The organism is Ardenticatena maritima (assembly GCF_001306175.1).
Classification (GTDB): Bacteria; Chloroflexota; Anaerolineae; order Ardenticatenales; family Ardenticatenaceae; genus Ardenticatena; species Ardenticatena maritima.
In genome coordinates, this window is the sequence record NZ_LGKN01000005.1 from 451,036 (window position 1) to 476,973 (window position 25,938).

Sequence of the window (25,938 nt, forward strand, 5' to 3'; positions counted from 1 at the left end):
TTTGGCATCTCCCCACACTCTTCCACAAGAGAACGCCCTGTTATCCACATTGTCAAAAGGAATGTTTACACAACATCTTGTGGTATCCCGAAGGTACAACCACAACTACTACGGTGATGTGAAACACAGAAACGTGAGTTATACACTTATCCACGCCCCCTACTACGTCTAAAAAACAAATAGACATGTTCTTTATGGGGATGAACGTGTGCACAAACCTGTTTGCAAAAAAACCTTGCCCTTTTACGTGAGTCTGGATATGCTACCACCACAACAAGAACAGGCATCTTGTTGGCATGTGTGATACATTTCCCAAAAGTGAGGGCTGCTATGTTGGTGCTTGGAATTGAAACGTCATGTGATGAAACATCCGTGGCTATCGTGCGCGATGGTCGCGATATCTTGTCAAACGTTGTTGCCTCGCAGATTGATTTGCATCGCCAGTATGGGGGCGTTTTTCCCGAAATGGCGGCGCGGCAACACATTCTCTCTATCACGCCAGTGTTGCGCGAAGCGATGCAAAAAGCCGGCGTCACCTGGGATGCGATTGACGCCATCGCCGCAACCTATGGTCCGGGTTTAGCCGGTTCGCTTGTAGTGGGCTTGAATTTTGCCAAGGCGCTGGCAATTGCGCGGGGGTTGCCCTTTATCGGCATCAACCATCTGGAAGGGCACATTTACAGCGCCTGGTTGCGTCTGCGCCCCGACCAGGACGCCCCTTTGCCGGAATTTCCCGCGCTGATTTTGATTGTCAGTGGCGGTCACACGGAATTGGTGCTCATGGAAGACCACGGCGTCTATCGTCTGCTGGGGCAAACCCAAGACGACGCCGCCGGCGAGGCGTTCGACAAGGTAGCGCGGTTGCTGGGGCTTCCGTATCCGGGTGGTCCGCACATTCAGCGTGCCGCAGAGCAAGGCAACCCCCGCCATTTTGAATTCCCCCGTGCGTGGTTGCCTGGCACCTATGATTTCAGTTTCAGCGGCTTGAAAACGGCCGTCTTGCGCGAGGTGGAAAAGTACCGCAAGCCTGCGGCTTCATCAAAAAAGCAAGCGTCCTTTATGCCGGTGGTCACGCGTGAGTTGCCTGTTGCACACATTGCGGCGGGCTTTCAGCAAGCGGTGATTGATGTCTTGGTGGGGAAAGTCCTGCAAGCCGTGGAGCAATACGGCGTGCAGGTTGTGGTGATGGCCGGCGGGGTGGCTGCCAATCGTCCCTTGCGCGAGCAGATGCAAAAGGCGCTGGAGCGCCACAACGTCGCGTTGCATGTGGCGCCCATAGCCCTTTGCACCGACAACGCCGCCATGATTGCCGGAGCGGCTTACTATCGGCTCGTCAGGGGTGAACGTTCGCCGCTTGACCTTGACGTAGACCCAAACGCCCCCCTTGCCCTTTGATGGGTGTTGGCGGGATGCGTACCGCTTTCATGCGCTGGAAGGCTTGGCGGCGCGGTGTTGCATGGCCAGGGCAATCGCTTCGCGTTCTTCGTCGCTCAGCGCGTATTCAGATTGGCCTTTTTCAACCGGTTTGGCATACACGCGCGTTCCATCGCGGCTGTGCAGGCTTGTAATGGTGACGCCGTTGCCTGCGCTGTCCAGTATGGCTATGGCGAAACTCTGATTGCCGCCTGTTTCCTGGAACGGGTTGAAGCGCACAATGCCGACATGACCGGCGAGCCTATCCACGCGCTGAGTCAGGGCGTTCAGGCTTTCTTCCAGATGGTGCATGTGGGCGGATTGTTTGTCGAGCGTATCGAGGATGTGTTGCACCATCGTTTCAATGTCAAGCGTGCCGTCGGCGTGCAAGCGTAGCCGTGAGCGCCGCAAACTGTACAGGCGTTGAAGCCGCCAGGCGAGAAAGAATGTCCAGAGCAGCACCACAATCAACCCGACGAGTGCAAAGAGCATGAGTTCGGGAGCAAATTGCTCGAAAAAGTCGTACCACGCTTGCATGAAGGCGCCTCCCTTGTAAGCGATTGTTGGTTTGCATCCTACCACAGAGTGGGAATTCAGGGCAAAGCCTTGTCAAAAGCACAAATGTGCCAATCAGATACGAACAAATGTTGCAATGTCAAAACGGGTTGGCAGGTCGAAAGTCATATGAAATTGGGGAAGAAGCCCCTTTTTTTGTGGATAACTCTTGTGAAGTGTGGATAAATCGAACATATATTTGACGAAAGGAGGCGGTATGGGCGATTGGCAAAGTGCCGCCAAGCGTGCGGCGGCGTACTACGCTGTAGACCATTTTGTGCAAAGCGGTATGCGTTTGGGCTTGGGCACCGGCTCAACGGTGGCGTTTGTGTTGGAACGCTTGGCGCAACGGTTGCAGACAGGCGATTTGCGCGATATCGCCGGCATCCCCACGTCAGAAGCGACGGCGCAGCGGGCGCAAGCGTTGGGTATTCCTTTGCTCTCGTTCGATGATGTGCAGTCGTTGGATCTCTGTATTGACGGCGCTGACGAGGTTGACCCGTCGCTCAACCTGGTGAAGGGCTTGGGTGGGGCGCTCGTGCGGGAAAAAATCGTGGCGAGCGCTTCGCGGAGCATGGTTGTGGTGGTGGATGAGAGCAAGATTGTGCCCAAATTGGGAACGCGCGCGCCCTTGCCGGTGGAAGTTTTGACGTTTGGCTGGCAGTTGCATGAGGCGTGGTTGCGTTCGCTGGGGGTGGAGCCGGTGTTGCGGCGCACAGCGCAAGGCGAGCCGTTTGTGAGCGACAACGGCAATTACATTTATGATTGCCACTTCCCCCAAGGGATTGACGACCCCATGCGTGTCGAAGCCGCCATCAATAACCGTCCCGGAGTGGTGGAGAATGGTTTGTTTTTGGGGTATGCGACGCAAGTGGTCATTGGCATGGAAAGCGGCGATGTGGTGGTGAAGCGCGTCGCCGAAGAAGCATGAGGCGCATGAATCAAGAACCAGCGGGAGGGCATATGAGCGAACGTGTGGGTTTCATTGGTCTCGGCATTATGGGGCGCGGTATGGCGCGCAACTTGCTCAAAGCGGGGTTTGACCTGTGCGTCTGGAATCGAACGCCGGAGAAGATGCAACCGTTTGCCGAAGCAGGGGCGCGCACGGCAACGTCGCCGGCGGATTTGGCGGCGCAGAGCGATATTATCATCACTTGTGTGAGTGATACGCCTGACGTAGAGGCTGTCATTCTGGGGGAGAATGGTGTCATTCATGGAGCGCGTCCGGGGGCGCTGGTGATTGACATGAGCACGATTAGCCCCAAGGCGACCCAACGCATTGCCGCGGCGCTTGCCGAACGCGGCATTCATTTGTTGGATGCCCCCATTAGCGGCGGGAGTGAAGGCGCAGAGCGCGGTACATTGAGCATCATGGTGGGGGGAGAGGCGGAACAGGTCGCGCGTGCCATGCCTGTTTTTCAAGCCATGGGCAAGAAGATTACCCATGTTGGCGGGCATGGTGCGGGGCAAATGGTCAAGTTGGTCAATCAGATTTTAGTTGTCATCAACATGTTGGCTGTGAGTGAGGCGTTGGTTTTTGCGCAAGCAGGCGGGCTTGACCTGGAAAAAACGCTGGAAGCAGTGACCGAAGGGGCAGCCGGCAGTTGGATGTTGAGCAATCGGGGTCCACAGGTCATTGCGCGTGATTGGCGACCGGGGTTCACGATTGATTTGCAGCAGAAGGATTTGCGGTTGGTGTTGCAAACAGCGGATGAATTGGGCGTCCCGGTGCCCACAACGGCGGTGATTTTCAACCTGTATCGCACGTTGCAGCGCGCCGGCTTGGGGCATGAGGGCAATCATGCGTTGGTCAAAGCGATTGAGCGCTTGAGTGGCATTGTCGTGGGGGCGGAAGCCGCGCAAAACAACGAGGCGTAGTCCCGGCTGTTGTGAATGCGTGTTGTGGGGAAGAGAGCGGGAGACCCCGCTCTCTTTTTATGTGCGATTATGCCGCCGTTGGGGTTGGTGTCATGCGTTTGACCGCCCACACGGTTAGGGTGGCAAGCACCGTTGCGCCAAGCGCGATTGAAAAAGGGACGGTGTAGGTGTGTGTCATATCAAACAGGACGCCGCCCACCCAACTGCCTAAGGCAGCCCCCAGCGCAAATGTGGCGCCGAGTGAGCCGACAATCGCGCCAATAGCGGGGCCGGGAAAGGTGTCGCTGGCGATGGCGGTCAAGAGGCCGCTGCGGCTTCCTTCGCCAAGCCCCCAGCAGACCGCATAGAGGTAAAGCATGCCCACCGGGTAGCGCGGGCTGACAATGAGCAAAAGCCCAAATGCCAGCACTTGAAACAGTGTGCCCAGCATAAAGGCGCGCTCGCGACCAATACTATCACTCAGACGCCCAAAAAAGATAAAAGAGAAGCCCGTAATAAGCCCACTGCCGCCAAAAATGGTAGCGGCTGTTTGACGAGAAAACCCCCGGTCTACAAAGTGCGCGATTTGGTGGACGGTCACCATGCGCAACGAGAAAAGGCTCAATCCGCCCGCTAGCAGGAGCAACCAGAATGCCGGCGTTTGGATTGCGTCATGCCAGTGCCACGTTGTGTGAGGCGTGGCGCGTGTGGTGGAATCTGGTGTGAGTGGCGACGGCGCACCGTCGGGGGATAAACCGAGTTCGGATGGGTGGTTGCGCAAGAAAAGCAATGTGATGGGGAGGGCGATGCCACCCAGCAACGCGGCAAGGAGTAGATACCCCTCACGCCAGCCCCAACGTGTAATGACCCGTTCCAGGAAGGGGATGATGGTGAGGACGCCAATGCCTGTGCCTGAAAATGCCAGTCCAATGGCGAGACCGCGCCGCCCGGTACGGCTAAACCAGCGGCTAATCGTGGTCGCGTGGACGGGGAGCGAAAGAATGGTAATCCCTAAACCGGCGAGCACGCCGTACGCGAGGTAAAACTCACGCAGTGAGCGGATGCGGCTGGTGAGAACTAAGCCGGCAATCAGCAGGCATAAGCCGCTTGTAAAGACTTTTCGCGCGCCATACCGGTCAAGCAGCCAGCCTGTGGGCATGCCGCCGAGGGTGGCGATGATCATCGAAAGACTAAAGACGCCGGCTGTGCTCCCGCGCGACCAGTTGAATTCGCCGCTACGAATGAGCGCATCGAAAAAAAGTCCAAAACTGAGCCGCACTGCAAAAAGCAGGGTAATGACCACAAAGCAGACACCAACAACGACCCAGCCGTAGAAGAAGGGAAGGCGGCGGGCTAGGTTGGCCTGAAACGAGCGGTCTGGCGTCATCGTGGTGAAGCGGGGCGAGGTTTACGAGAGCCGCGATTTGGCAAGCGGATGGTTGGGATGCACTTCCAGGATACGACGGTAGATTTCGCGTGCGGCTTCGCGTTCGCCTTGCTGTTCATATTCAAAGGCGAGAATGGCGGCTTCATCCGGTTTCATGGCTTCGGGCGTCATTTTGCCAGTGAGCAGGTAGCAAAAGGCTTTATAGCCGATGTCAGCCCCATATTTGCGCGTGAGGTTGCGAATATCATCAGCCGTTTGGGCGTTTTGCAACGCTTTTTCGACTTCCTTGAGCTTGGCGTATGAGGCAATGGGGGAATAGGGCTTGCGTGCCATGTTGTCCCTCCCGGTTTATCGTCCACCCAGGAATGCTCGCCGCACGTCTGGATTGTTGAGCAAGTCTTGGGCGTTTCCTTCGTATGTGTTCCGTCCCAATTCGAGCACATACCCGCGGTGGCTGATTTCCAGCCCCTGGCGCGCATTTTGCTCAATCATCAGCACCGTCAGGCCGATTTTTTCATTCAGCTCGCGAATTGTCTGGAAGATAGCGCGCGTAATCAATGGCGCTAGCCCTGCGCTGGGTTCGTCCATCATCACCATTTTGGGTTCCAGCAGGAGCGCCCGCCCGATTTCGAGCATGCGCTGTTCCCCCCCTGACATGGTGCCGGCAAGTTGGTTGCGGCGTTCCGCCAGGCGGGGAAAGAGCTCGAACACATATTCGATGCGCTCTTTGATGCGGCGCTTGTCTTTTTCAAGGTACATGCCGAGTTCCAGGTTTTCGTACACGGTCATTTGGGGAAACACGCTGCGCAATTGCGGCACGATAGAGATGCCGGCTTGCAAGATTTGTTGGGGTTTCCAGTTGGTGATGTCTTTCCCATCAAACAGAACACGCCCCTGACGGATACGCACAAAGCCATAGATGGCTTTGAAAACGGTGGATTTTCCCGCGCCATTGGGGCCAATTACACAGACGATTTCGCCCTCATGCACGTGGAGAGAGACGCCTTTCAGGATGTCGAAATCTTGATAGCCGGCGTATACGTCTTCGACGCGCAACAATGCCCTTTCTGGTGAGAGGGGGGAGCGGATAACGGGTTGCGTTTGCGTCATGGGTGTTCAACTCCTGTCTGTCTGGCAGGTTATGCGCCAAAATAGGCTTCGATGACGGCTTCATTTTCCATGATGTCGTGCGGTGTGCCGTGGGCGAGCAATTGCCCGTAGTTCAGCACATAGACGCGCTCGCACAGGTCGGCAATGAAGTTGATGTTGTGTTCAATGAGCAAGAACGCCTTGCCCTGGGTGCGGTTGAGTTCGCGAATATGGTCTTTGATTTCTTCGATAAGCGTGGGATTGACGCCGGATGTGGCTTCATCGAGCAAGACTAGGTCGGGGTCGGGCATGAGCGCCATACCAATTTCGAGCAGGCGGCGTTGCCCACCGGAAAGGTTGCCTGCTTGTTCGTTGATGAGGTGCGAGAGTTTGAGAAAATCCAACAGTTCACGAGCGCGGCGTTCGGTTTCGGGATGGCTGGGTTTCAACATGCTGAGGAGCGTTTCACCACGCCATTGGCGGCTGATGAGCATGTTTTCCAAGACGGTCATTTTGCGGTAGACACGAATGACCTGAAATGTGCGCGAAAGCCCCATACGGGCAACCTGGTAGGGGCGCGCACGGGTGATGTCGCGCCCTTTGAAGAAGATACGCCCGCTGTCTATGGGCAAAAGCCGGCTCAGACAGTTGAACAAGGTGGTTTTGCCGCTTCCATTCGGACCAATCAAGCCCACAATTTCACCAGACCGCACGACAATATCCACGCCATTGACCGCCGCCAGACCACCAAAATATTTGACAATCTTTTCTCCCCGCAGGAGTTCTGCTGATTGGCTCATGATGGTCCCCCTGGTTTTTTGTTGGGTGTGATTGATTGGGGGTCGCGCCGCCAGATGCGCAAGAGGGAAGTGCTATGGCGGTTACCCAATGTGCCCAAAATCCCTTCCGGCATGAAAAGCACGGTCAGAATGAGGAGGACGCCCAGCGAGATGAGGTGATAATCGAGTAGGTTCGCCCACAGGATATCCCGCATGAAGTAGAGTACCACAGCGCCCAAAGGTGGTCCCCACACCGTTCCCAGACCGCCCAACATGCTCATCATCACCATTTCGACGGTGCGGCTTTCGATGAACACCACGTCGGGGTCAATGTAGGTGTTTTGCCACGCCCAGAAGGCGCCCACGATGCCGGTGAAGAAAGCCGCGATGACGAAGGCGGCGATTTTGTGCAAGGTGGTGTTGATTCCGCGCATTTCAGCACCGATTTCGTCTTCGCGAATGGCGATGAGCGTTGCGCCGAATTCACTGCGACGAATCCACCAGATGAGCGCCACTACTAGCGCCATGAGGCTGAGCGTGAAGTAGTAATCGTTGACGCGATTGAGCACAGGCGGGAGGCTCAGCCCTTTGCCGCCGCCGGTGATGGGGGCGGCGATGCGGATGATTTCGCGCATGGCGACAAAAGTGCCTAGCATGGCGATGGAGAAGTAGGGCCCTTTGAGGCGCAGTGTGGGAAGCCCGATGAGAACCGCAAACAGGGCTGACGCCAAACCGGCCAGAGGCAGGGCTTGCCAGAAGGTGAGATGCGGCGAAAACGCCATGTCCACAGGTGTCACCAAAATTCCCATGACGTAGGCGCCGATTCCGAAGAAGACCGCGTGGCCGAAGTCCACGTAGCCGGTCATCCCACCAATCAGGTTCCAGTTGGATGCCAGCGTGACCAGAATGAACACCTGGCTGAATGTGAACAGCGTCGAGCCGCTGAGTCCTGTGTAGGGGTAGAGTGCCAGAATGACGATGAGCGTGAGCCACGCGAGCAGTCCGCGCCAGGGTGCGAGATGCTGTCGAAGTCTGTTCATTCGGCTTCCTCCATGGGACGCAAGCCGCTCAGCAAGCCTTGGGGGCGCACAATCAGCATGATCACAAGCAGAACGAAACTGACCGCAACGCCTAGATTGGTGCCAATGCCTGGCACGAAGGTGGCCACAAAGACCTCGGTCATGCCGAGGACGATGCCGCCCAAGAGCGCACCGGGGATACGTCCCAAGCCTCCTAACGCGGTGATGGTGAAGGCTTTGAGCGTGAAGGGGGCGCCCATGAAGGGGAAAATCGCCTGGGTGGGGCTCAGCATGGCACCGGCTGCGCCCGTCAAGGCAATGCAGATGCCGGCGGTGATGGCATAAACGCGGTTGACTTCGATGCCGACGATGCGAGCGGCGTTTTTATTTTGCGCCGCTGCGCGGATGGATTTTCCCAGGCGGGTATGCTGCAAGAAAAGGTGCAGGGCGAGCATAAGCGCCAGCGCAACAAAAAAGACGATGGTCTTTACAATCGGGAAGGTAATGCCGAAGAGGTCAAAAGACCCATTGTAGGCAACCGGAACATTGCGCGGGCTGGCGGTGTAAACCACCTTGTAAATGTTAGCAATGCTAATTGAAATACCGAAAGTGACGAGCAGTGCCATCAAGTGGGGGCGTTCAATAATGCGGTTCAGCAAAACGCTTTGCAAGAGATAGCCGACAACGAACATGACCGGCATGACGATGAGCAGCGAGGCGAAGGGGTCTAAACCGAATGCGCGAAAGAGCGCCCATGCCATGTACGCCCCCATCATCAGGAATTCGCCATGCGCCAGATTGATGACGCCCATGACGCCCCAAATGATGGAAAAACCGAGCACCATGATGCCATAGAACCCACCGAGTAAGAGCCCGCTTACAAGCGCCTGAAGCACGCGATCCATGATGCTTCCTCACAATTCGATTAACACGCCACAGAAGGGGCAAGAAGGGCAACGTCCCCCCTTCTCGCCCCCCATACCGGTTGGCTTAGCGTTCTTTCCAGGGCTTCATTGGGTAGCGTAGTTCGGCAACCGCGGCTTCTTCGGGTGCGACGACAACAATATTGCCGTCTTGAATCTGGATGGTGCCCATGGGTTTGGCGACGTTCTTACCGGTTTCATCAAAGTTGATGGGACCGTAGAAGGTCATAATGTCGAGGTCGAGCAGGGCCTGGCGGACGGCATCGGTATCGAGCGAGCCGGCGTTTTCGATGGCAACATGCAGGGCTAACGCGGTAGCAGTGGATTCAGCCGCTTGGTAAGTGGGTGGTTCACCCCACAACTTCTCATAACGCTGGGCGTATTCTTCCGCTGTGCCAAACCAGGGACCTTTCCATGACATCGTGCGTTCCCACTGCGTCGGCCCCAGGATGTACTCGGCATCAGCGCCCATTTCGGACACAAATTCGGGGTTGCTGGGTCCCACGGTGATGAGCATGGCTTTGGGCACAAAGTCGAGTTCTTTGGCGGAGCGGACGAAGAGCAAGGCATCGTTGAAGTGCCCACCGCCTACGAAGATGTCGGGGTTAAGGTCTTTGAACTTGCTCATGATGCCGCTCACGTCGGCGACGTCTTTCGGATACGTTTCAACCGCCAAGACTTCAATGCCGTATTCTTGCGCCCAGCGTTGCGCCCCTTCAGCAACACTGGTTGGGAAAGCAGTGTCCTCATACGCGAGCACCATTGTTTTCGCGCCCTTGTCGGCGAGGAGTTTCAACCCGGATTGGGTATAGTTTCCGGCGGGCGTGAGCACAGCAAAGAGGTTTTTGAAGCCGCGCTCAAAGAGTGATTCCGATGCGCCGTTGCCTTCAATCATGATCTTGTTGTACTTTTCGGCGATGGCGCTGGTGCTCATCGTCAAGCCTGAGGAGTAGGGCCCCAGCAGGAAGTCAACCTTGTCTTCAGTGATGAGTTTCTCGACAAGACGGGCGGCGGTATCAGGGTCGCCTTCATCGTCGTAGTAGATGATTTCGACTTTGTAGCGTTCGTCACCCACTTTGATGCCGCCATATTCTTCGTTGACCCACTTGCGCCACGTTTCGTAGCCCTGGCGGGTATCTTTCCCTTCGCGGGCATATTTGCCGGTTTCACTCACCGCAGCGCCAAGGCGGATGACTTTCATCTCCCCGCTGGATGATTCGCTTGCGGTTTGCTCGCTTTGGGAGGCTGTTTCACTAGTGCTACTTTCTTCCGTCGGCGGGGCGGGGCAGGCGGTCAAAAGAAGAGCTGCGAGCAAGAGTAAAAGAGGGACAATCCGTCGCATACAATCCTCCTTTGGATACTCGACGGGTGATACGAATAAACATGTTGATTGAAGGTGCAGGGGCATTATATCAGAACGCAAAACGATTTTGCAACTACTCATTTGAGTAGCAATATTATTTTCTTTACCAACAATCTTTTGTCTTTCAACGTGTTTTTATGAAAATCGAATGCATCACGTCTTCCAAGGAGCGGTCGGCATGCAGCAAGAAGCGCAAAAAAGAGGTCGAATTACTTTATTAAAAGTATCGTGTCATTTGCTATGGGGTATCCCCTTGGGATATTTGTTGCTTTTTTATTTTTATCCGCTCTGGGCGATTTTCCAAACCAGCCTGTTTCCCGAAGGACGTTTCATTGCGGCAGGCGTGATAGCGCTCTTTTCGCGCCCGTACATATGGCGCGTTCTCTGGTTCACGGTTTGGCAGGCGGCGCTTTCCACCGGCTTGACCTTGTTGGTGGGGATGCCTGTTGCCTATGTGTTGGCGCGGTATCGTTTGCCGGGCAAAGCGTTATGGCGCGCCCTTTTGACCGTTGCGTTTGTGATGCCGACCGTCGTCGTCGCAACGGCTTTTGCAGCCTTGCTGGGGCCTTCGGGGTGGCTCAACCTCATATTGATGCGCCTTTTAGGGGTGGATACACCACCGCTGGTGCTGACAGGCACCATTTGGGCGATTTTGCTGGCGCATGTCTTCTACAACATTTCTGTTGTTGTGCGCCTTGTAGGGGGCGTTTGGGGGAATTTGGATGTTCAACTCGAACAGGCGGCGACCGTATTGGGTGCATCACCCTGGCGCGTTTTTCGTGAGATTACCTTGCCGCTCTTGCTCCCGGCGGTGGGGGCGGCGGCGTTGCTTGTTTTCCTCTTCTGCTTTACCAGCTTTGGCATTGTGCTGATTCTGGGCGGCGCGCGCTACGCGACGCTCGAAGTCGAAATTTACCGTCAGACAATTAGTTTTTTCAACTTACCTTTGGCCGCGACGTTGTCATTACTTCAAATTGCCTGCACCTTCGTCGTCATGGTGGCTTATACGCGCCTGCAACAACGCGCCAGTGTCCCGCTCCGCTTGCGCCGTGCGGCTGCTGTGGAACGCCCGTTGCGCGGGCGACGGGCGTGGCTCGTCTGGGTGTTTTTGGCGGCGGTGTTAGCGTTCGAGGTAGCGCCCTTGTTGTTGCTGGCGGTGCGCAGTTTGACGCTGGGCGGGGAGTTGACGCTTGAATTTTATCGCGCATTGAATACCAACCCAACACGCTCAGTGTTTCACGTGAAACCTTTGGTGGCGGTGCGCAACTCAGTGCTCTTTGCACTGGCGACCATGACGCTGAGCTTGGTGATTGGAACGCTCAGCGCCTACTTCCTTGTACCGGGGCAACGTGCGCGGCGCAGCGATTGGTTGCGGCGTCTTTTCGACCCGCTCATCCTCTTGCCCTTGGGTACCAGCGCCGTGACGTTGGGCTTTGGCTTTGTGATCGCCCTAGATGAACCGCCGCTCAATTTGCGTACCAGCCCGCTCCTGATTCCCATTGCGCACTCCCTGGTGGCGTTTCCGTTTGTTGTGCGTACGATTTTGCCCGTTTTGCGTGGCATTGACCCCCGCTTGCGTGAAGCCGCCGCCATTTTGGGCGCATCGCCCTGGCGCGTCTGGCGTGAAGTGGATGTGCCTATCGTCAGCCGGGCGTTGCTGGTGGGAGCGGTTTTTGCTTTTGCCATCTCCATGGGTGAATTCGGCGCGACGGCGCTGGTGGCGCGCCCTGAATACCCAACCATGCCTGTGGTCATTTATCGGTTTTTAGGGCAACCCGGCCAACGCAATTATGGTCAGGCATTGGCCATGAGCACCTTGTTGATGTTGGTCACAGCAACCGGTTTTCTCATTATCGAGCGCTTCCGGTATCGTGATATTGGTGAGTTTTGACAACAACAAAGGTGGAGAGAAGCAATGCCAATTGTGGATAACTCATTGCTGTTTGTGGAAAACATATACAAGTCTTTTGATAACCAACCGGTTTTGCGCGATATAACTTTTGGCGCGGCTCAAGGGGCGATTGTGGCCTTGTTGGGACCGAGTGGGAGCGGAAAAAGCACGTTGCTGCGCTGCATCGCCGGTCTGGAACACCCTGATCGCGGGGCGATTTGGTTTGCCGGTGAGCGTATTGATACGGTACCACCGCATGCACGCGGCTTTGGCTTGATGTTTCAGCAATACGCTCTTTTTCCCCACCGCACCGTGGCTGAAAATGTGGCGTTTGGCTTGCGTATGCAGGGGTGGCCGCGCGAGCGCATTCGCCGTCGCGTGGCGGAAATGCTGGCGTTGGTGGGGTTGGAGGGGTATGAAGACCGCGATGTGCTGGATCTGAGCGGCGGCGAACAACAGCGCGTGGCGCTGGCGCGGAGCCTTGCGCCGCAACCTCGATTGCTCATGCTGGATGAACCGCTTGGCGCGCTCGACCGTGCTTTGCGCGACCGCTTGCTGGATGAGGTGCGCGGCATTTTGAAGCATGTTGGCGTCACGGCGCTCTATGTGACCCACGACCAGCAAGAGGCCTTTGCCGTCAGCGATTGGCTTGTTTTGTTGCATGAGGGCCGCATTGTTCAGCAAGGTGTGCCCGAGGCGGTCTATCGCCGTCCGAATAGCCCTTTTGCGGCGCAATTTTTTGGGGTTGAGAATCTCATCAACGTGGTGCGATATGGCACACGCTCGGCGAATATGGTGGAAGTCGAAACAGCATTGGGGCGCTTGCTGGTGGAGTGGCCTGCTGAGATGACCATGCCGCCGCTACCGGTACGGCTGGCGATTCGCCCCGAAGCTGCGCATGTGGCTGAACATCCGGAGACAGGCGTCAATATCGTTCGCGGCGAGGTTGTGGAACGCTCGTTCCGGGGGCCATTCTTTCATGTGCGTGTGCAACACACCAGCGGCGCTTTGCTCGTGTTCGATATCACCACCACGGGCACGGATATTCCCGCGGTTGGTGCGCCCATCACTTTGCGGGTGCGCCCTGATGGCATGTGGCTGGTGCCGGTTCAGCAAGCGTGATGTTTCACGTGAAACATACGGCTGTGGGTGCGGTCAGCCGTGCGCGGGCTTACGGTTCTTGTTGTGTGGGTGCCGCCGCTGCATGCAGGCGCGCCAAATTGCGCGCAAGCGCCGTTTCGGCTTCGCGGCGCATATCCTCAAACCCCCATTCCAGAAGTGGATAGGCAAACGCAATCATGCCGAAGCCAAAGAGAAAACCCGTCACTGTGCGCAACAGCCAGTTCAGCGTGCCAACCCCACTGCCAACGTAGAAGTCCGGCGGAAACGCGCCCCCCGTAAGCCTGACCGCCCACGCATTCGTATCACGAAACCCCCAGCCGGTGAGGTCGTTGATGAGGTGCGACGTGCCGTCTATCGCCATCGGCGCCAGGAAGAAGAAGAGCAGCCACACCGGTAGAGGCTTCAATCGGCGCTTATGGCGCACCAATGCGTAGAGCAGCCCCGCTGTCAGCACGCCGCTGTACATGCCCGTCAAACGGTGGGCGATAGCCGCTTTGTACCCCAATTGTGGGTCGCCGATGAATGTGCGCAACGTCAATTCATTCGTCGGGTTGGCGCCATGCGCTATCAGTGTTGGCAAATCATAACTTGCGAAAAAAGCACCCGCTTCCCCACCGAAAAAGTAACTGCGCTGGGGCAGTTGGTGGCATGTGAAGCCGTATAGCGTGTACAAAATGCGTGCCGGCGTCTCCAAGCCGGCTTGCATGAGCCAGGGCGTCAGATACGCGCCGCCCAGATAGAGCGCAAAAAAGCCGTTGAAGAGCAAGAGCCAATGCTTTGAAACCCACAGCACCAACCGCTGCATCTGCAAAGCGAGCCGTTGCGCGCGTGGAATCTGTGGTGTCGCCGTCATGATTTCCTCATCCTTTACACGTTGGCCTGTAGGCGTTGCCGGGTTTGCGCTAACGCCGTTTTGGCTTCATCCGCAATCTCGCACATGCCCTCGTTCAAAAGTGGGTAGGCGAACCAGACCACGCCAGCCCCGAACAAAAGCCCCGTCAAGGTACGAAGCCACCAGTTGAGCGACCAGAGTTGCGTGCCCGTGTAAAACTCCGGCGGAAACATGTTGCCGGTCAGCGCCATCGCCCACGTGTTCGTATCGCGAAACCCCCAGCCTGTTATGTCGTTGATGAGGTGCGACGTGCCGTCTATCGCCATGGGCAGGCTCATCAAGACAAGCCCCCACCAGGGAAGCCGGGGAAGGCGTTTCCAGTGCCGCACCAGCGCGTACAGAAGCCCCATCCCAAGCACGCCGCTATACTCGGCGATACAGCGAAATCCCACCGCCGTTTTGTATCCCAGCACCGCATCACCGCGAAACGCCCGCAAGGTCAATTCGTTTGTGGCGTTGGCGCCATGCGCGATGAGCGTTGCGAGGTCGTAGGTGCTGAAAAAGGCGCGCATCTCGCCGCCGAAGAAGTAGGATCGGTCGGGCAGTTGGTGGCAGGTGGAACCGTAGAGCGTGTAGAGCACGTTGGCTGTGCGTTCAAACCCCGCCACCATCAACAGCGGCGTGAGGAAAATGCCCCCCAGAAAGAGCGCCCAAAACCCGTTGAACAACAGCAACCAATGCCGTGCAATCCAATATACCCCTGTTTGCAGCATCAGCACCAGGTGGGCAAAGCGTCGTGATGATGGTGTATCAACCGGCTTTTGTTGCATGATTATTTACCTGAATTGCTGGATTGGTGTGATTCTGGGCGGTCGAGCATGGCGAGCAGCGCCAGCGCCGCCAGCAAAATCAGCCACGCCGCAAATTGTACCGCGCGAAAGCCCCCCGGCAAAACGGTTTGCGTGGCGCGAAACGTTTCGATGAGCATCCGCGCCCCTGCCAGCAACGCCACCCCGACCAGCGCCAGCCATCCATCGAAGCGTCGGCGTGGCAGCCATGCCCACAGTATGGCCGCAATAGCAACCCCCGCCACGCTTTCGTAGAGTTGCACCGGGTGGCGTTTCACCCCCCACAACACCACGCCCCACGGCAGACGGGTGGGCGTCCCGAAAGCGTCGCCGCTCAGAAAGGCGCTCAATCCCGCCAGCGCCCATGCCACTGCACCACCCACCACAAGAGCGTCGGCGGCGCGTCGAAGCGGCACACGCATGCGTATCAGCCAGACAACAAAAACGAGCGCCCCGACCAGTGCGCCCACGCGCCAATCCATATCACGAATGTTGGGCGAAACCAGCAGGCGTGGCGAGTGCGCATACACGTCCCAAAAGCGGATCGCGTAAGCAGTGCGCGCGCTGAAAATGCCCGCCAGCAACGCCATAAACCCCGCGTTCCAAAAGTCATCAGGATCAAGGTTGAGGCGGCGGGCGGCGCGGTCGGTGGCGTACAGCCCAAACCAAAATGCCGCCAGGAGCACCAATCCGCGCGTTTGCAGCGCAACGGAGCCGACATTCAACACTGGCAACATGGATTTCCCTCTGCTTGTTTACGGTGTAATGCTCTGCACCTTTTCTTCCAAAAACGCCTCACTCATAGGACCGCCAACGACCACATCTTCAATCATCCCATCAGGATGAATGAAGACGGTGGTGGGCAATCCGCGCACGCGGTACTGCTTCGCACCAATCTCGCCGTTATCCAGCACTACGGTTTGTGTAATACCCATCTCTTGCAAAAATGCACGAATCGCGTCCGGTGATTCGCCCTGATTGATGAGCAAGACCACCAATCCGCGGTCGGCATACGCTTGCGCCACGCGCTCGATAGCCGGCATTTCAAAGCGGCATGGACCGCACCAGGTCGCCCAAAAGTTCAACACCACGGGATGACCGCGGAAATCCGCCAACCGCACGGTCTCGCCGTCCAATGTTTGCCCTTCAAAATCGGGCGCGGGAAAGCCGGCGCGCGGTTGTGCCGGTAGCGCCGCATCCACGGCGTCGGCGTTGGGCAGAGGCGGAATGCGGGAAACCGCCAGCCACGCGCCCCCCAGAAGAAGCGCCAGAACGAAAAGCCGTTGCCAAATCGTCATGGTTCGCATGGTTCTTTCCCTCTTGCTTTGCAAAAACGGGGGCTGCCATGCACATGACAGCCCCCATTTTTGAGGTATGCAACAGGCGTCTTCTTACACGCCTAAACCAATTCGGGCTTGAAGTTGCGCAGGCGGAGCGAGTTACTGACCACAAAGACACTGCTGAACGCCATTGCCGCCGCGGCGAACATCGGGTTCAACAGCATGCCCGTGAAGGGGTAGAGCGCCCCGGCCGCCACGGGAATACCAATCACGTTGTAGAAAAACGCCCAGAACAGGTTGCCTTTGATGGTGCGCATGGTGGCGCGGCTCAACTGAATCGCCTCGACCACTTTCAACAAGTCGCCCTGCATCAGGGTGACATCCGCGGCTTCCATCGCAATATCCGTCCCTGTGCCGATAGCAATCCCCACATCGGCTTGCGCCAGCGCGGGCGCATCGTTGATGCCATCGCCCACCATAGCAACAATTTTGCCCTGCGCTTGCAGTTCCTTCACCTTTGCCGCTTTTTGCTCCGGCACGACCTCGGCCATCACATGCGAGTCAGGGATACCCAGTTCGCGGGCAATCGCCAGCGCCGTGCGGCGATTGTCACCCGTCATCATCCAGACCTCAATGCCCATTTGCTGCAAAGTGGCCACCGCGCGGCGGCTGCTTTCTTTCACCGTATCCGCCAGCGCCAAAATGCCTGCGGCGCGCCCATCAATCGCCACGAAGACAGGCGTTTTGCCTTCCTGTGCCAGCCGTTCACTTTCGGCTGTAAAATCATCAATGGAAATGCCTTCGGTTACCATCAAGCGCGCATTGCCAATCAACACCTCATGCCCTTCGACCAACGCCCGCACGCCGTGGCCGGTCAGGCTCTCGAACCGTTCTGGTTCGGAGATGGTATGCCCATTTTGGCGTTGCGCGGCTTCAACAATCGCCTCCGCCAGTGGGTGCTCCGAACGGCGTTCGGCGGCGGCCGCCAGCCGCAACAGCGCATTGGCGTCATACCCGTTCAGCGGCACCACATCGGTCAGCGATGGCTTGCCAACCGTCAGCGTCCCCGTCTTGTCCAGCAAAATCGCATTGACCTTGTGGAGCGTTTCCAACGCCTCACCACTGCGAATGAGAATGCCGCGCTGAGCGCCAACGCCTGTGCCCACCATGATGGCGGTGGGCGTTGCCAGCCCCAACGCGCACGGGCAGGCGATGATGAGGACTGCCACCGTTGTCACCAGCGCATAGGTCAAGCGGGGCTCCGGCCCAAAGAAGAACCAGACGACAAACGTCAACGCGGCAATGCCCAGCACCGTCGGCACGAAAATGGCGGCAATCTGGTCGGCGAGGCGCTGAATAGGGGCTTTTGAGCCTTGGGCTTCTTCCACCAGCCGAATAATGTGCGCTAGCACCGTTTGCTTGCCGACGGCGGTCGCGCGCATTTTGAACGCCCCCGCGCGGTTGACGGTCCCGCCAATCACTTGTGCGCCGATACCTTTTTCAACCGGCACACTCTCACCCGTCACCATGCTTTCGTCAATCGTGCTGCGCCCCTCGATGATGACGCCGTCCACGGGTACCGTTTCCCCAGGCTTCACCAGCAGAACATCACCCACCTGCACCTCATCAACCGGCACCTCAACTTCGCGCCCATCACGCAAAACGGTGGCGGTTTTGGCGCGCAAATCCATCAGGCGGCGAATCGCCTCGCTGGTTTCACCTTTCGCGCGTGCTTCCAGGTAGCGCCCCAGCAAAATCAGCGCGATGATGACCGCCGAGGTTTCGTAGTACACATGCGCGGTGCCTTCGGGGAAGATCGAGGGCGCGAGCGTGACGGCGAGGCTGTAAAAGTACGCCGCGCTGGTCCCCAACGCCACAAGCGTATTCATGTCGGTTGTGCCGTGGCGGGCGGCTTTGATTGCCAGGCGATAGAAGCGCCGACCGGCGTAAAATTGCACGGGGGTTGCCAGCGCCAGTTGCACGAACCAGAGCACGCGCTCCGAACCGACTAGCGCCAGCAGCGTTTCCATCACCCCCGGTAGCACCATCGGCAACATGCTCAGCAACAACAGCGGCGTGCCGAAGACCAGCGCCACCGTCAGGTCGCGCCGCAAGCCGGCCAATTCGGCCGCGCGCGCCTCACGTTCAACGTCGCGCATTTCTTCCTCTTCAGCGGTCAAATCAGGCGATTCATAGCCAATGTCGCGCACGCGCTGCTGAATATCGCGCACGGTAATTTCGGTGGGAATGTAGGTGACTGTGGCGCGTCCCGTCGCCAGATTCACATCGGCGCTGAGCACGCCGGGCAGTTTCAACAGGTTGCGCTCCACAGTGCGCACACACGAAGCGCAGGTCATCCCTTGCACGGGAATCGTGACCGTCGCGGTAGGCACTTCGTACCCAATTTCCTTGACTTTGCTCACCAGGTCGCCGACCCCTGCGCCTTCCTCTTCGTCAAGCACAACTGTGGCGCGCTCGGTGGCCAAGTTGACATGCACTTCTTTGACACCCGGCACTTTTTTCAAGTTGCGCTCCACGGTGCGCACACACGAGGCGCAGGTCATCCCCTGAACCGGGAGTGTTACCTGTTTTTCGCTCATGGGAGCCTCCTTTATCGCCCATCAGGGCGTCTTTTTGTCAAAAATGCCCCCCCTGGGTATATGGGGTGCATCAAAAAAGTATATGCCGCGCATGCCCGCTGTCAAATGCAATTGGCGTGCCTTGCTGGTCCATTTGCATCCCATCCAAACGCGCCCACAATATGGCGCTTGAAAGTTGACGAAAACGAGCAGCGCCCGGAGCGGCATGTCGGCACACACGCATTCAAAAACCTGGCTGGAACCCCTTTTGCACGACCCCGCGTTTCAGCGAAGCGTGGTGCATCATCGCATTCTGCCTGCCCGTTCAGCGCAGTATGCCCCTTTTCCACCTGATTTGCACCCCGCGCTGGTCGAAGCGCTGCAACGCCGTGGCATTCAGGCGCTCTATACGCATCAGGCGGCGGCTGTCTCTGCGGCGTTGCAGGGGCGGCATGTCTTGCTGGTGACGCCGACCGCTTCGGGGAAGACGCTCGCTTACAACCTGCCGGTGTTGCACACCCTTCTGCACGACCCGAACGCCCGCGCACTCTACATCTACCCCACCAAAGCCCTGGCGCAAGACCAGCGCATGGCGTTTCAGCATCTTGCCGAAGGGCTGCCCGTCGCGCCTCGTGTCGCAGTGTACGATGGCGATACGCCCGCCGCGGCGCGCCGTGAGATTCGCGCTTCGGCGCAGGTTGTGATGACCAATCCCGACATGCTGCACACCGGCATCTTGCCCCACCACACCAAATGGCTCTCGTTTTGGACCAATTTGCGCTACATCATTCTTGATGAAGTTCATCACTATCGGGGCGTCTTTGGAAGCCATCTGGCGAATGTGTTGCGGCGCTGCCACCGTATTGCCCAATTTTACGGCTGTCGCCCGCAATTTCTGTGTGGGAGCGCCACCATCGCCAACCCGCGCGAATTTGTCGAGCGGCTCATTGACGCGCCTGTGCATCTGGTGGATGAAAACGGCGCCCCTTCCGGCGAACGCCATTTTTTCTTCATCAATCCCCCCATGGTCAATGAAGAATTGAACATGCGCCGTTCCGCCTTGCTCGAAGGGCGACGTGTCGCCGGCGCGTTTATCGCTCGTGGTGCGCAAACCATCATCTTTACGCGCGCCCGCCTCAACACAGAAGTCCTGCTCACCTATTTGCGCAATGACGCCCCCGCGCTGGGTGTCGCCACGCATGCAGTGCGTGGCTATCGTGGTGGCTATCTGGCGCGTGAACGACGCGACATTGAACGGGGGTTGCGTGAAGGGCGTGTGCGGGCGGTGGTCAGCACGAATGCGCTCGAACTGGGCATTGACATCGGCGCGCTGCAAGCCTGTGTCATTGTGGGGTATCCCGGCACGATTGCCAGCACATGGCAGCAAGCCGGGCGTGTGGGGCGTCGGGGCGCCCCCTCGGCGGTGGCGTTGGTGGCGAGCAGCGCCCCGCTCGACCAGTTTTTGGTACAGCATCCCGAATGGTTTTTCGACGCTTCGCCGGAACACGCCCGCATCAACCCCGACAACCTGCCCATCCTCATAGACCATTTGCGGTGTGCAGCGTTTGAACTTCCATTTCGTCCGGGGGAGACGTTTGGCTCGCTGCCTGCCGAAATGGTGCAAGTGTTGCTCGATTTTCTGGTGGAAGAAGGCGCACTGCACAAAGCCGCCGACACCTACTATTGGAGCGCGCCGGAGTATCCGTCAGAACAGGTTTCATTGCGAACGCTCACACCGTATCGCATTCTCATCGTGGAACAGCCCGGCGGTACAACGATTGGCGAAGTAGACCGTTTCGCCGTGCATCAAATGTGCTTTCCCGGCGCGATTTACCTGCACGAAGGGCGGCAGTACCGCATTACGGCGCTCGATTGGGAGCAAGGGCGTGCCGAGGCTGTCGCCACCGAGGTGGAATACTACACACGCCCCATCACCAAAACCACCGTCACGCCCCAAAACGTGCTGGCGCATGAGGGCAGGCATGCCTTGGGGGAAGTCGAGGTGATTCGGCGCGCCACTGGCTACAAGCAGATTCGTTTCTTCACGCATGAAGTGTTGGGGCAACACTCGCTCACCCTGCCCGAAAGCCGCTTGCACACCACCGCCTATTGGGCGTGCTTGCCGGCGTCGTTTGCCCCCCAGCGCCGCGATTATGGACCCAATTGGGAAACCCAGCGGCGCAAAGCCCGCCGGCGTGATGGGTTTCGCTGCCAGATGTGCGGCGTGAGCGAAGACGAACTGGGGCGCGAACTCGACGTCCACCACAAGCGCCCCTTCCGCGAATTTGAGTACGACCCCACCGACCCTACCCGCGCCGACCGCTATCTGCTCGCCAATGCGCTTGACAACCTCATCAGCCTGTGCCCAACGTGCCATCGCCGCGCCGAACCGTCATACATCAGTGAGACAGCGTTGGGGTTGCAGGGCGTCGCCCATGCGCTGGAACATGTGGCGCCGCTTTTCCTCATGTGCGACCCCGCCGACATCGGCGTGACGACGGACATCAACAACGCGTTCACTCAGCGCCCCACCATCTTTGTGTACGAATATGCCGAGGGCGGAATTGGGTTTGCCGAACAACTTTTTGCGTTGCATACCCGTATCTGGGACACAGTCGGCGCACTGATTCGAGATTGCCCGTGTCGGCATGGGTGTCCTTCGTGTGTTGGACCACACCCGGAAAGTGAGCACAATGCCAAACAGGCTGCGCTCATGGTGTGGGCGGCTTTGCAAAATGAAGAAAGTCAATGAGGAAACGCCATGTTTGAATTGTTGTGGTTTTTAGCCGTGCTGCTGGTTGCCAATGTGGCTGAAAAAATGCGCTCGTGGCGCGTGGCGGCGTGGGCGTTGTTGCTCATCACCAACCTGCTCGCTATGGGCTTGGGGCTTTTGACGCTGCTTTTGGGGCAAATACTCAACACACTTGACGCCGCCATGCTCGACACGCTCCCGCCGAATGTTCTGTTCTTCGTGCAACCCACCTTTGCCCTCATTCTTTTTGCAACCGGTTGTGCTGGCATGCTCGTCTTGTTGCCGCCTGTACGGCGTGGTGTTGCGCCTCTTTTGCGTGCCTTCGACCCGGAGAACATGGTGCATATCACCGCGCTTATGTTCAGCGTTTACGTCGTCGGGGTGAGCCTGGCGCAAATTCTTTCCGGCATTGGCGACCTGTTACAAACGTTGGACGCCAGTGTCAGTTTGCTCACCGTCTGGGCGCAAGGGGTTGTGTTCGTGCTCTTTGCGTTTTTAGGCGTAGGGCTGTTTGTGCGCCGTTCCTGGCGCGAGACCCTGCACCGTCTGGGGCTTGAACGTCCAACGGGGCGGCAAATCGTGCTGGCGGTGGGCATCATGCTGCTTTTGCAGGTGTTGGACACCATGATCGTGCTGCTCTGGCAGTGGCTCGACCCCCAGGGCTTTGAGGCGCTCAACGAAAGTTTCATGGGCTTGATTGGCGGTTTGATGAACGTCGCCGGCGCATTGTCCATCGGGCTGACAGCGGGGATTGGCGAAGAATTACTCTTCCGGGGGGCGTTGCAACCCCGCTTTGGCTTACTGCCGACGGCGGTCTTGTTCAGCCTGTTGCACGTGCAATATGGATTGAGCCCCGCCATGCTCGAAGTGTTCGTGATTGCGCTTGTGTTGGGTGTCGTGCGCGACCGCACAAACACAACCACCGTGATACTCGTACATGCTTTGTACAACACGCTGAACGTGTTGTTGATGAGTTTGTTGTATTCTGTGTAAAAAAAGGTACTATTGGCACGATGGGCAACCAAGAAAGGGGGACGGTATGTCCAAATGGTGGCGCATTTACATCTTCGTACTCACGGTGATTGCCATCACCTCGTTGGCGTTGAATATCCTCATCATTCGCGAAGCCTTGCAAGTCCAAACCCAAATCAGCGAGGGCGCAAAAGCCGCCGCCGGCGTGCTGAAAGAAGCCACACAGCAAATGGGTGAATTGGAAAACACGACGATTGACCTGAAGGTGCCTATCAGCGACACGCTGACGATTAGCGCCGACATCGCCATCAGTGATACCTGGATTGTGCCCATTCGCGACGTGTTTGTTATTGACCAGTCCATTCCCCTGGAGTTTGGTGTGCCGGGACGTACCTACACGATTGATATCCCACTCTACCTCGAAGTCCCGATTGACATGACGGTGGCGGTTCCTGTTCAGCGCACCATTCCCGTGCAAGCCGAAGTCCCCATCAACATGACGGTGCCGGTGCAATTCTCGCTCGCGAACACGCCATTCGCCGAAATGATCAAGGTCTGGCGTGAGCAGCTTATCAATGTACAGAAAACGTTGGAAGAAGGGGAACTTCCGTCGGCAACGCAACAACCGACCCCGCAACAACCGACCCCGCAGCAACCCACCCCGCAACAACCCTGACCATCAAAGGAGCAATCATCGGTGAAGGGTGTCTCGGCGTGGTTTTGGAAAAACCTGCCCTACATCATCGTTGTGGGGCTGGTGGTGGTGTGGGGCGTTGTCTGCATTCTGGCGGCGCGCCTTGTCTGGTCGTCCGTGGCTTCGCCATCCACCGCCATGTTGACCGCCACACCGCGCCTGCCTTCAACACCGACACCTTCCGCCACGCCGTCCACGCCTCTGCTCAATGTTCGTGTTGAAGAAAACACCCTCACAGTCGTCGGAACGAATTGGCCCGCCAACGCCATCGTCCAATTGTGGCTGCGCCATCCATCTATCAGCGCCGAATACTTCTTGGGCACCGTGACCACGGATGAACAAGGGCGCTTTGAATGGCGGGGAACGCACCAATCCTTGATGCCTTCTGGCGAAGGCATAACGTTGATTGTGTTGAGCGGGGCTGTGCGCCAGGAAAGCACGTTCGATTGGCGCTTACCCACGCCAACCCCCAGCGTGACCCCCACGCCGACCATTGCAGGGGCGTTTGCCTGCTCAATCTATCTCGCCTCGGCGAATGTGCGCGCCTTTCCTGACGGCGCAAGCCCTGTCCTCGTGGTGTTGATGCGTGGTGCGACCGTGCAGGCTGTCGGGCGGCTTGCGGACACGCTCTGGGTGCACATTGAGGCCAGCGATGGCACACGCGGCTGGGTGACGGCGGACGCGCTCAACTGCCCGGAACCGCTCTCGCGTTTGCCTGTGCTTGTGCCACCGCAAGAGACGCCAACGCCCACCCCCACGGCAACCGCCACGCCAACACCAACGCCGACCGTGATCCCGACCGACGCCTGGCGGGGCGAGTATTTTAGCAACGCCGGGCTGTTGGGCGTTCCCGCGCTTGTGCGCACCGACGCCGAACTGCGCTTCGAGTGGGGCACACAAGCCCCTGCTGAGGGGGTGCCCGCCGACAATTTCAGCGTGCGCTGGATGCGCCGCCTGCACTTTGCCGCCGGAACGTATCGCTTTGCCGTGCGTGTAGATGACGGCGCGCGGCTCTGGATTGATGACAATCTTGTGCTTGATGCGTGGGAACTGGGACCATCGCGCACGTTGACGGTGGACGTGACCTTGACGGAAGGCGAGCATACGCTGCGCCTGGAATACTTTGAAGCGGCGGGCGAGGCGGTCGCCATTCTCTGGTGGTCGCCCATTCCCACCTCTTTTGATGGCTGGCAGGGGCGCTATTTTGCCGCCCCTTTGCCGACCGGCACCCCAGTCCTTGAACGCGATGATACGGTGATTGATTTCGACTGGGGCAATGATGCGCCCGCCCCCGTTTTGCCGCGTGATGGCTGGTCGGCTCGCTGGGAACGCACGCTGGCACTCCCCGCACCCGGCTATCGCTTCACGGTTGACGTGAAGGGTGGCGTGCGGCTCTGGGTTGGGAACACGCTCATGCTGGATGAATGGCACGCCGCCGACACTACCTACACGTTCGACCTCGCTACCGATGGAGAACCACGCCGCTTCATCGTCGAATACTACGATGCCGGCGGCGAGGCTGCCATCCGTGTGCAGTGGGTGCTGCTCTCGCCTACGCCAACGCCTACGCCAACATCCACCCCCACACTCACACCGACACCGACACTCACACCCACATCGTCACCTACTGCGACGCCGACGGCTTCGCCCACACAATCACCCACGCCCAGCGCCACACCTTCGCCGACAGCGTCGCTCACGCCCAGCGCGACCCCCTCGCCCACGCCGAGCGTCACGCCTTCGCCCAGCCCCGCCGCCACACCGCCAACCGCCACCCCAACCCAAACGTTGGTGCTCACGCCTGTGCCAACAGCCACACCTTGAACCGGCGATTTGACGTTTGCCAATCTCATCCACTTGTGGAACAATACGCCCGTACAACGCGCTTCACTGAGACGCACATTCCACATGCTCAATCTACACTTTCATCACCAGTTGAACCGTTTCTGTCGCACCTCTCTGCTATCATACCCTCACGCTCGGCAAACATGGTTCGACAGAAACAGCCAATTGACACCTAAGGAGGCACCATGTTTCAGAAAGTAACGCTTATCGGCAATCTTGGAAGCGACCCGGAACTTCGCTACACACCCCAAGGCACGCCTGTCTGCACGTTTAGCGTCGCGACCAATCGCCGCTGGACGAACAACGATGGCACACAAGGCGAAGAAACCGTTTGGTGGCGTGTCAGCGCGTGGGGACGCCTTGGTGAAACCTGCCACCAATACCTGAGCAAAGGGCGCATGGTCTTCATCGAGGGCGAAATCGTGCCCGACCCGCAAACCGGTGGTCCGCGTCTCTGGACGGGGCAAGATGGTACTGTGCGCGCCAGTTTTGAAGTGCGGGCACGCACGGTGAAGTTTCTCGGTGGGCGTGGTGAAAACGGCGGTGCTCAAGCACCGGCTGCTTCTTCGGCAACTTCCCAGCGCCGCAGCACCACCGCCCCTTCGACACCCGCTTTTGAAGAAGAAGACGACTTCGGACCGGACGAAATTCCTTTCTAACTCACGAACCGCTGTTTGCCCGAGCACCCAAACAGCCCCACATGGGGCTGTTTTTTTATGCACCGCAATGCGCTTTCGA

23 protein-coding genes are annotated in these 25,938 nt (G+C 58.0%); 10 read left to right on the top strand and 13 right to left on the bottom strand.

Going from position 1 to position 25,938, the window contains the following annotated elements:
• Positions 1 to 330 precede the first annotated feature (330 nt).
• Positions 331 to 1,395 (top strand): tRNA (adenosine(37)-N6)-threonylcarbamoyltransferase complex transferase subunit TsaD, encoded by a 1,065-nt coding sequence (tsaD, locus tag SE16_RS09780; protein WP_054491980.1) that lies wholly within the window; start codon positions 331 to 333, stop codon positions 1,393 to 1,395.
• 27 nt (positions 1,396 to 1,422) lie between these two features.
• Here the strand turns inward: tsaD and SE16_RS09785 are convergent, their stop codons facing one another.
• A complete protein-coding gene (locus tag SE16_RS09785) occupies positions 1,423 to 1,950 on the bottom strand; it encodes a DUF4446 family protein (RefSeq protein WP_054491981.1) in 528 nt (175 codons plus the stop codon).
• 235 nt (positions 1,951 to 2,185) lie between these two features.
• Between SE16_RS09785 and rpiA the strand changes: the two genes are divergently transcribed.
• Positions 2,186 to 2,899: a ribose 5-phosphate isomerase A gene (rpiA, locus tag SE16_RS09790; protein WP_054491982.1), complete on the top strand. Its 714-nt coding sequence runs from the start codon at positions 2,186 to 2,188 to the stop codon at positions 2,897 to 2,899.
• Positions 2,900 to 2,904: 5 nt separating this feature from the next.
• On the top strand, positions 2,905 to 3,846 hold the full coding sequence (locus tag SE16_RS09795; RefSeq protein WP_082373938.1) for an NAD(P)-dependent oxidoreductase: 942 nt from the start codon (positions 2,905 to 2,907) through the stop codon (positions 3,844 to 3,846).
• Between the two features lie 67 nt (positions 3,847 to 3,913).
• Here the strand turns inward: SE16_RS09795 and SE16_RS09800 are convergent, their stop codons facing one another.
• The 7 genes from SE16_RS09800 to SE16_RS09830 all read right to left on the bottom strand — a co-directional run bounded on the left by SE16_RS09800 (position 3,914) and on the right by SE16_RS09830 (position 10,364).
• On the bottom strand, positions 3,914 to 5,212 hold the full coding sequence (locus SE16_RS09800; RefSeq protein ID WP_054491984.1) for an MFS transporter: 1,299 nt from the start codon (positions 5,210 to 5,212) through the stop codon (positions 3,914 to 3,916).
• Positions 5,213 to 5,233: 21 nt separating this feature from the next.
• Positions 5,234 to 5,545, bottom strand: a complete 312-nt coding sequence (locus SE16_RS09805; RefSeq protein WP_054491985.1) for a tetratricopeptide repeat protein — start codon at positions 5,543 to 5,545, stop codon at positions 5,234 to 5,236.
• A gap of 15 nt (positions 5,546 to 5,560) precedes the next feature.
• Entirely contained in the window at positions 5,561 to 6,322 is a 762-nt protein-coding gene (locus SE16_RS09810; protein ID WP_054491986.1) for an ABC transporter ATP-binding protein, read from the bottom strand.
• Between the two features lie 29 nt (positions 6,323 to 6,351).
• Positions 6,352 to 7,101: an ABC transporter ATP-binding protein gene (locus SE16_RS09815; protein WP_054491987.1), complete on the bottom strand. Its 750-nt coding sequence runs from the start codon at positions 7,099 to 7,101 to the stop codon at positions 6,352 to 6,354.
• Complete coding sequence (locus tag SE16_RS09820; protein ID WP_054491988.1) at positions 7,098 to 8,120, bottom strand: branched-chain amino acid ABC transporter permease; 1,023 nt, start codon at positions 8,118 to 8,120, stop codon at positions 7,098 to 7,100. The genes SE16_RS09815 and SE16_RS09820 overlap by 4 nt, the downstream gene beginning before the upstream one ends.
• Positions 8,117 to 9,004, bottom strand: a complete 888-nt coding sequence (locus tag SE16_RS09825; RefSeq protein ID WP_054491989.1) for a branched-chain amino acid ABC transporter permease — start codon at positions 9,002 to 9,004, stop codon at positions 8,117 to 8,119. Before SE16_RS09825 ends, SE16_RS09820 begins: the two co-directional genes overlap by 4 nt.
• Positions 9,005 to 9,089: 85 nt before the next feature.
• Entirely contained in the window at positions 9,090 to 10,364 is a 1,275-nt protein-coding gene (locus SE16_RS09830) for an amino acid ABC transporter substrate-binding protein (protein ID WP_054491990.1), read from the bottom strand.
• A 274-nt stretch (positions 10,365 to 10,638) separates the two neighbouring features.
• Between SE16_RS09830 and SE16_RS09835 the strand changes: the two genes are divergently transcribed.
• Entirely contained in the window at positions 10,639 to 12,276 is a 1,638-nt protein-coding gene (locus SE16_RS09835) for an ABC transporter permease (RefSeq protein ID WP_200907176.1), read from the top strand.
• 24 nt (positions 12,277 to 12,300) lie between these two features.
• Positions 12,301 to 13,398 (top strand): ABC transporter ATP-binding protein, encoded by a 1,098-nt coding sequence (locus SE16_RS09840; protein WP_054491991.1) that lies wholly within the window; start codon positions 12,301 to 12,303, stop codon positions 13,396 to 13,398.
• Positions 13,399 to 13,447: 49 nt separating this feature from the next.
• On the opposite strand, the gene SE16_RS09845 is transcribed toward SE16_RS09840, so the two are convergent.
• The 5 genes from SE16_RS09845 to SE16_RS09865 all read right to left on the bottom strand — a co-directional run bounded on the left by SE16_RS09845 (position 13,448) and on the right by SE16_RS09865 (position 18,958).
• Positions 13,448 to 14,251 carry a DUF2085 domain-containing protein gene (locus tag SE16_RS09845; protein WP_054491992.1) on the bottom strand — a complete coding sequence of 268 codons (804 nt, stop codon included), beginning with the start codon at positions 14,249 to 14,251 and terminating at the stop codon, positions 13,448 to 13,450.
• 14 nt (positions 14,252 to 14,265) lie between these two features.
• The gene (locus SE16_RS09850) at positions 14,266 to 15,060 is read right to left on the bottom strand and encodes a DUF2085 domain-containing protein (protein ID WP_054491993.1); all 795 of its coding nucleotides are present in this window, start codon (positions 15,058 to 15,060) and stop codon (positions 14,266 to 14,268) included.
• 2 nt (positions 15,061 to 15,062) lie between these two features.
• Positions 15,063 to 15,815, bottom strand: a complete 753-nt coding sequence (locus SE16_RS09855; RefSeq protein WP_054491994.1) for a prolipoprotein diacylglyceryl transferase — start codon at positions 15,813 to 15,815, stop codon at positions 15,063 to 15,065.
• An 18-nt stretch (positions 15,816 to 15,833) separates the two neighbouring features.
• Entirely contained in the window at positions 15,834 to 16,376 is a 543-nt protein-coding gene (locus SE16_RS09860) for a TlpA family protein disulfide reductase (protein ID WP_161804531.1), read from the bottom strand.
• 101 nt (positions 16,377 to 16,477) lie between these two features.
• On the bottom strand, positions 16,478 to 18,958 hold the full coding sequence (locus tag SE16_RS09865; RefSeq protein ID WP_054491996.1) for a heavy metal translocating P-type ATPase: 2,481 nt from the start codon (positions 18,956 to 18,958) through the stop codon (positions 16,478 to 16,480).
• 205 nt (positions 18,959 to 19,163) lie between these two features.
• Here SE16_RS09865 and SE16_RS09875 point away from each other — a divergent pair, with 205 nt between their 5' ends.
• The 5 genes from SE16_RS09875 to SE16_RS09895 all read left to right on the top strand — a co-directional run bounded on the left by SE16_RS09875 (position 19,164) and on the right by SE16_RS09895 (position 25,859).
• Positions 19,164 to 21,689, top strand: a complete 2,526-nt coding sequence (locus tag SE16_RS09875) for a DEAD/DEAH box helicase (protein ID WP_054491998.1) — start codon at positions 19,164 to 19,166, stop codon at positions 21,687 to 21,689.
• A gap of 9 nt (positions 21,690 to 21,698) precedes the next feature.
• Positions 21,699 to 22,682, top strand: coding sequence for a CPBP family intramembrane glutamic endopeptidase (locus tag SE16_RS09880; RefSeq protein WP_054491999.1), 984 nt, complete (start codon positions 21,699 to 21,701; stop codon positions 22,680 to 22,682).
• 46 nt (positions 22,683 to 22,728) lie between these two features.
• Positions 22,729 to 23,337: a hypothetical protein gene (locus SE16_RS09885; RefSeq protein ID WP_054492000.1), complete on the top strand. Its 609-nt coding sequence runs from the start codon at positions 22,729 to 22,731 to the stop codon at positions 23,335 to 23,337.
• 21 nt (positions 23,338 to 23,358) lie between these two features.
• The gene (locus tag SE16_RS09890; protein ID WP_060687554.1) at positions 23,359 to 25,179 is read left to right on the top strand and encodes a PA14 domain-containing protein; all 1,821 of its coding nucleotides are present in this window, start codon (positions 23,359 to 23,361) and stop codon (positions 25,177 to 25,179) included.
• 206 nt (positions 25,180 to 25,385) lie between these two features.
• Complete coding sequence (locus SE16_RS09895) at positions 25,386 to 25,859, top strand: single-stranded DNA-binding protein (RefSeq protein WP_054492233.1); 474 nt, start codon at positions 25,386 to 25,388, stop codon at positions 25,857 to 25,859.
• Positions 25,860 to 25,938: the final 79 nt, after the last annotated feature.

What these genes read in the sequence shown, in the direction of transcription:
- SE16_RS09850 (WP_054491993.1), bottom strand. Translation starts at nt 15,060, where the DNA reads ATGCAACAAAAGCCGGTTGATACACCATCATCACGACGCTTTGCCCAC.
- SE16_RS09815 (WP_054491987.1), bottom strand. Translation starts at nt 7,101, where the DNA reads ATGAGCCAATCAGCAGAACTCCTGCGGGGAGAAAAGATTGTCAAATAT.
- SE16_RS09865 (WP_054491996.1), bottom strand. Translation starts at nt 18,958, where the DNA reads ATGAGCGAAAAACAGGTAACACTCCCGGTTCAGGGGATGACCTGCGCC.
- SE16_RS09880 (WP_054491999.1), top strand. Translation starts at nt 21,699, where the DNA reads ATGTTTGAATTGTTGTGGTTTTTAGCCGTGCTGCTGGTTGCCAATGTG.
- SE16_RS09810 (WP_054491986.1), bottom strand. Translation starts at nt 6,322, where the DNA reads ATGACGCAAACGCAACCCGTTATCCGCTCCCCCCTCTCACCAGAAAGG.
- SE16_RS09830 (WP_054491990.1), bottom strand. Translation starts at nt 10,364, where the DNA reads ATGCGACGGATTGTCCCTCTTTTACTCTTGCTCGCAGCTCTTCTTTTG.
- SE16_RS09840 (WP_054491991.1), top strand. Translation starts at nt 12,301, where the DNA reads ATGCCAATTGTGGATAACTCATTGCTGTTTGTGGAAAACATATACAAG.
- SE16_RS09805 (WP_054491985.1), bottom strand. Translation starts at nt 5,545, where the DNA reads ATGGCACGCAAGCCCTATTCCCCCATTGCCTCATACGCCAAGCTCAAG.
- SE16_RS09860 (WP_161804531.1), bottom strand. Translation starts at nt 16,376, where the DNA reads ATGACGATTTGGCAACGGCTTTTCGTTCTGGCGCTTCTTCTGGGGGGC.
- rpiA (WP_054491982.1), top strand. Translation starts at nt 2,186, where the DNA reads ATGGGCGATTGGCAAAGTGCCGCCAAGCGTGCGGCGGCGTACTACGCT.
- SE16_RS09800 (WP_054491984.1), bottom strand. Translation starts at nt 5,212, where the DNA reads ATGACGCCAGACCGCTCGTTTCAGGCCAACCTAGCCCGCCGCCTTCCC.
- SE16_RS09845 (WP_054491992.1), bottom strand. Translation starts at nt 14,251, where the DNA reads ATGACGGCGACACCACAGATTCCACGCGCGCAACGGCTCGCTTTGCAG.
- SE16_RS09885 (WP_054492000.1), top strand. Translation starts at nt 22,729, where the DNA reads ATGTCCAAATGGTGGCGCATTTACATCTTCGTACTCACGGTGATTGCC.
- SE16_RS09820 (WP_054491988.1), bottom strand. Translation starts at nt 8,120, where the DNA reads ATGAACAGACTTCGACAGCATCTCGCACCCTGGCGCGGACTGCTCGCG.
- SE16_RS09825 (WP_054491989.1), bottom strand. Translation starts at nt 9,004, where the DNA reads ATGGATCGCGTGCTTCAGGCGCTTGTAAGCGGGCTCTTACTCGGTGGG.
- SE16_RS09855 (WP_054491994.1), bottom strand. Translation starts at nt 15,815, where the DNA reads ATGTTGCCAGTGTTGAATGTCGGCTCCGTTGCGCTGCAAACGCGCGGA.
- SE16_RS09785 (WP_054491981.1), bottom strand. Translation starts at nt 1,950, where the DNA reads ATGCAAGCGTGGTACGACTTTTTCGAGCAATTTGCTCCCGAACTCATG.
- tsaD (WP_054491980.1), top strand. Translation starts at nt 331, where the DNA reads ATGTTGGTGCTTGGAATTGAAACGTCATGTGATGAAACATCCGTGGCT.
- SE16_RS09895 (WP_054492233.1), top strand. Translation starts at nt 25,386, where the DNA reads ATGTTTCAGAAAGTAACGCTTATCGGCAATCTTGGAAGCGACCCGGAA.
- SE16_RS09875 (WP_054491998.1), top strand. Translation starts at nt 19,164, where the DNA reads ATGTCGGCACACACGCATTCAAAAACCTGGCTGGAACCCCTTTTGCAC.
- SE16_RS09795 (WP_082373938.1), top strand. Translation starts at nt 2,905, where the DNA reads ATGAATCAAGAACCAGCGGGAGGGCATATGAGCGAACGTGTGGGTTTC.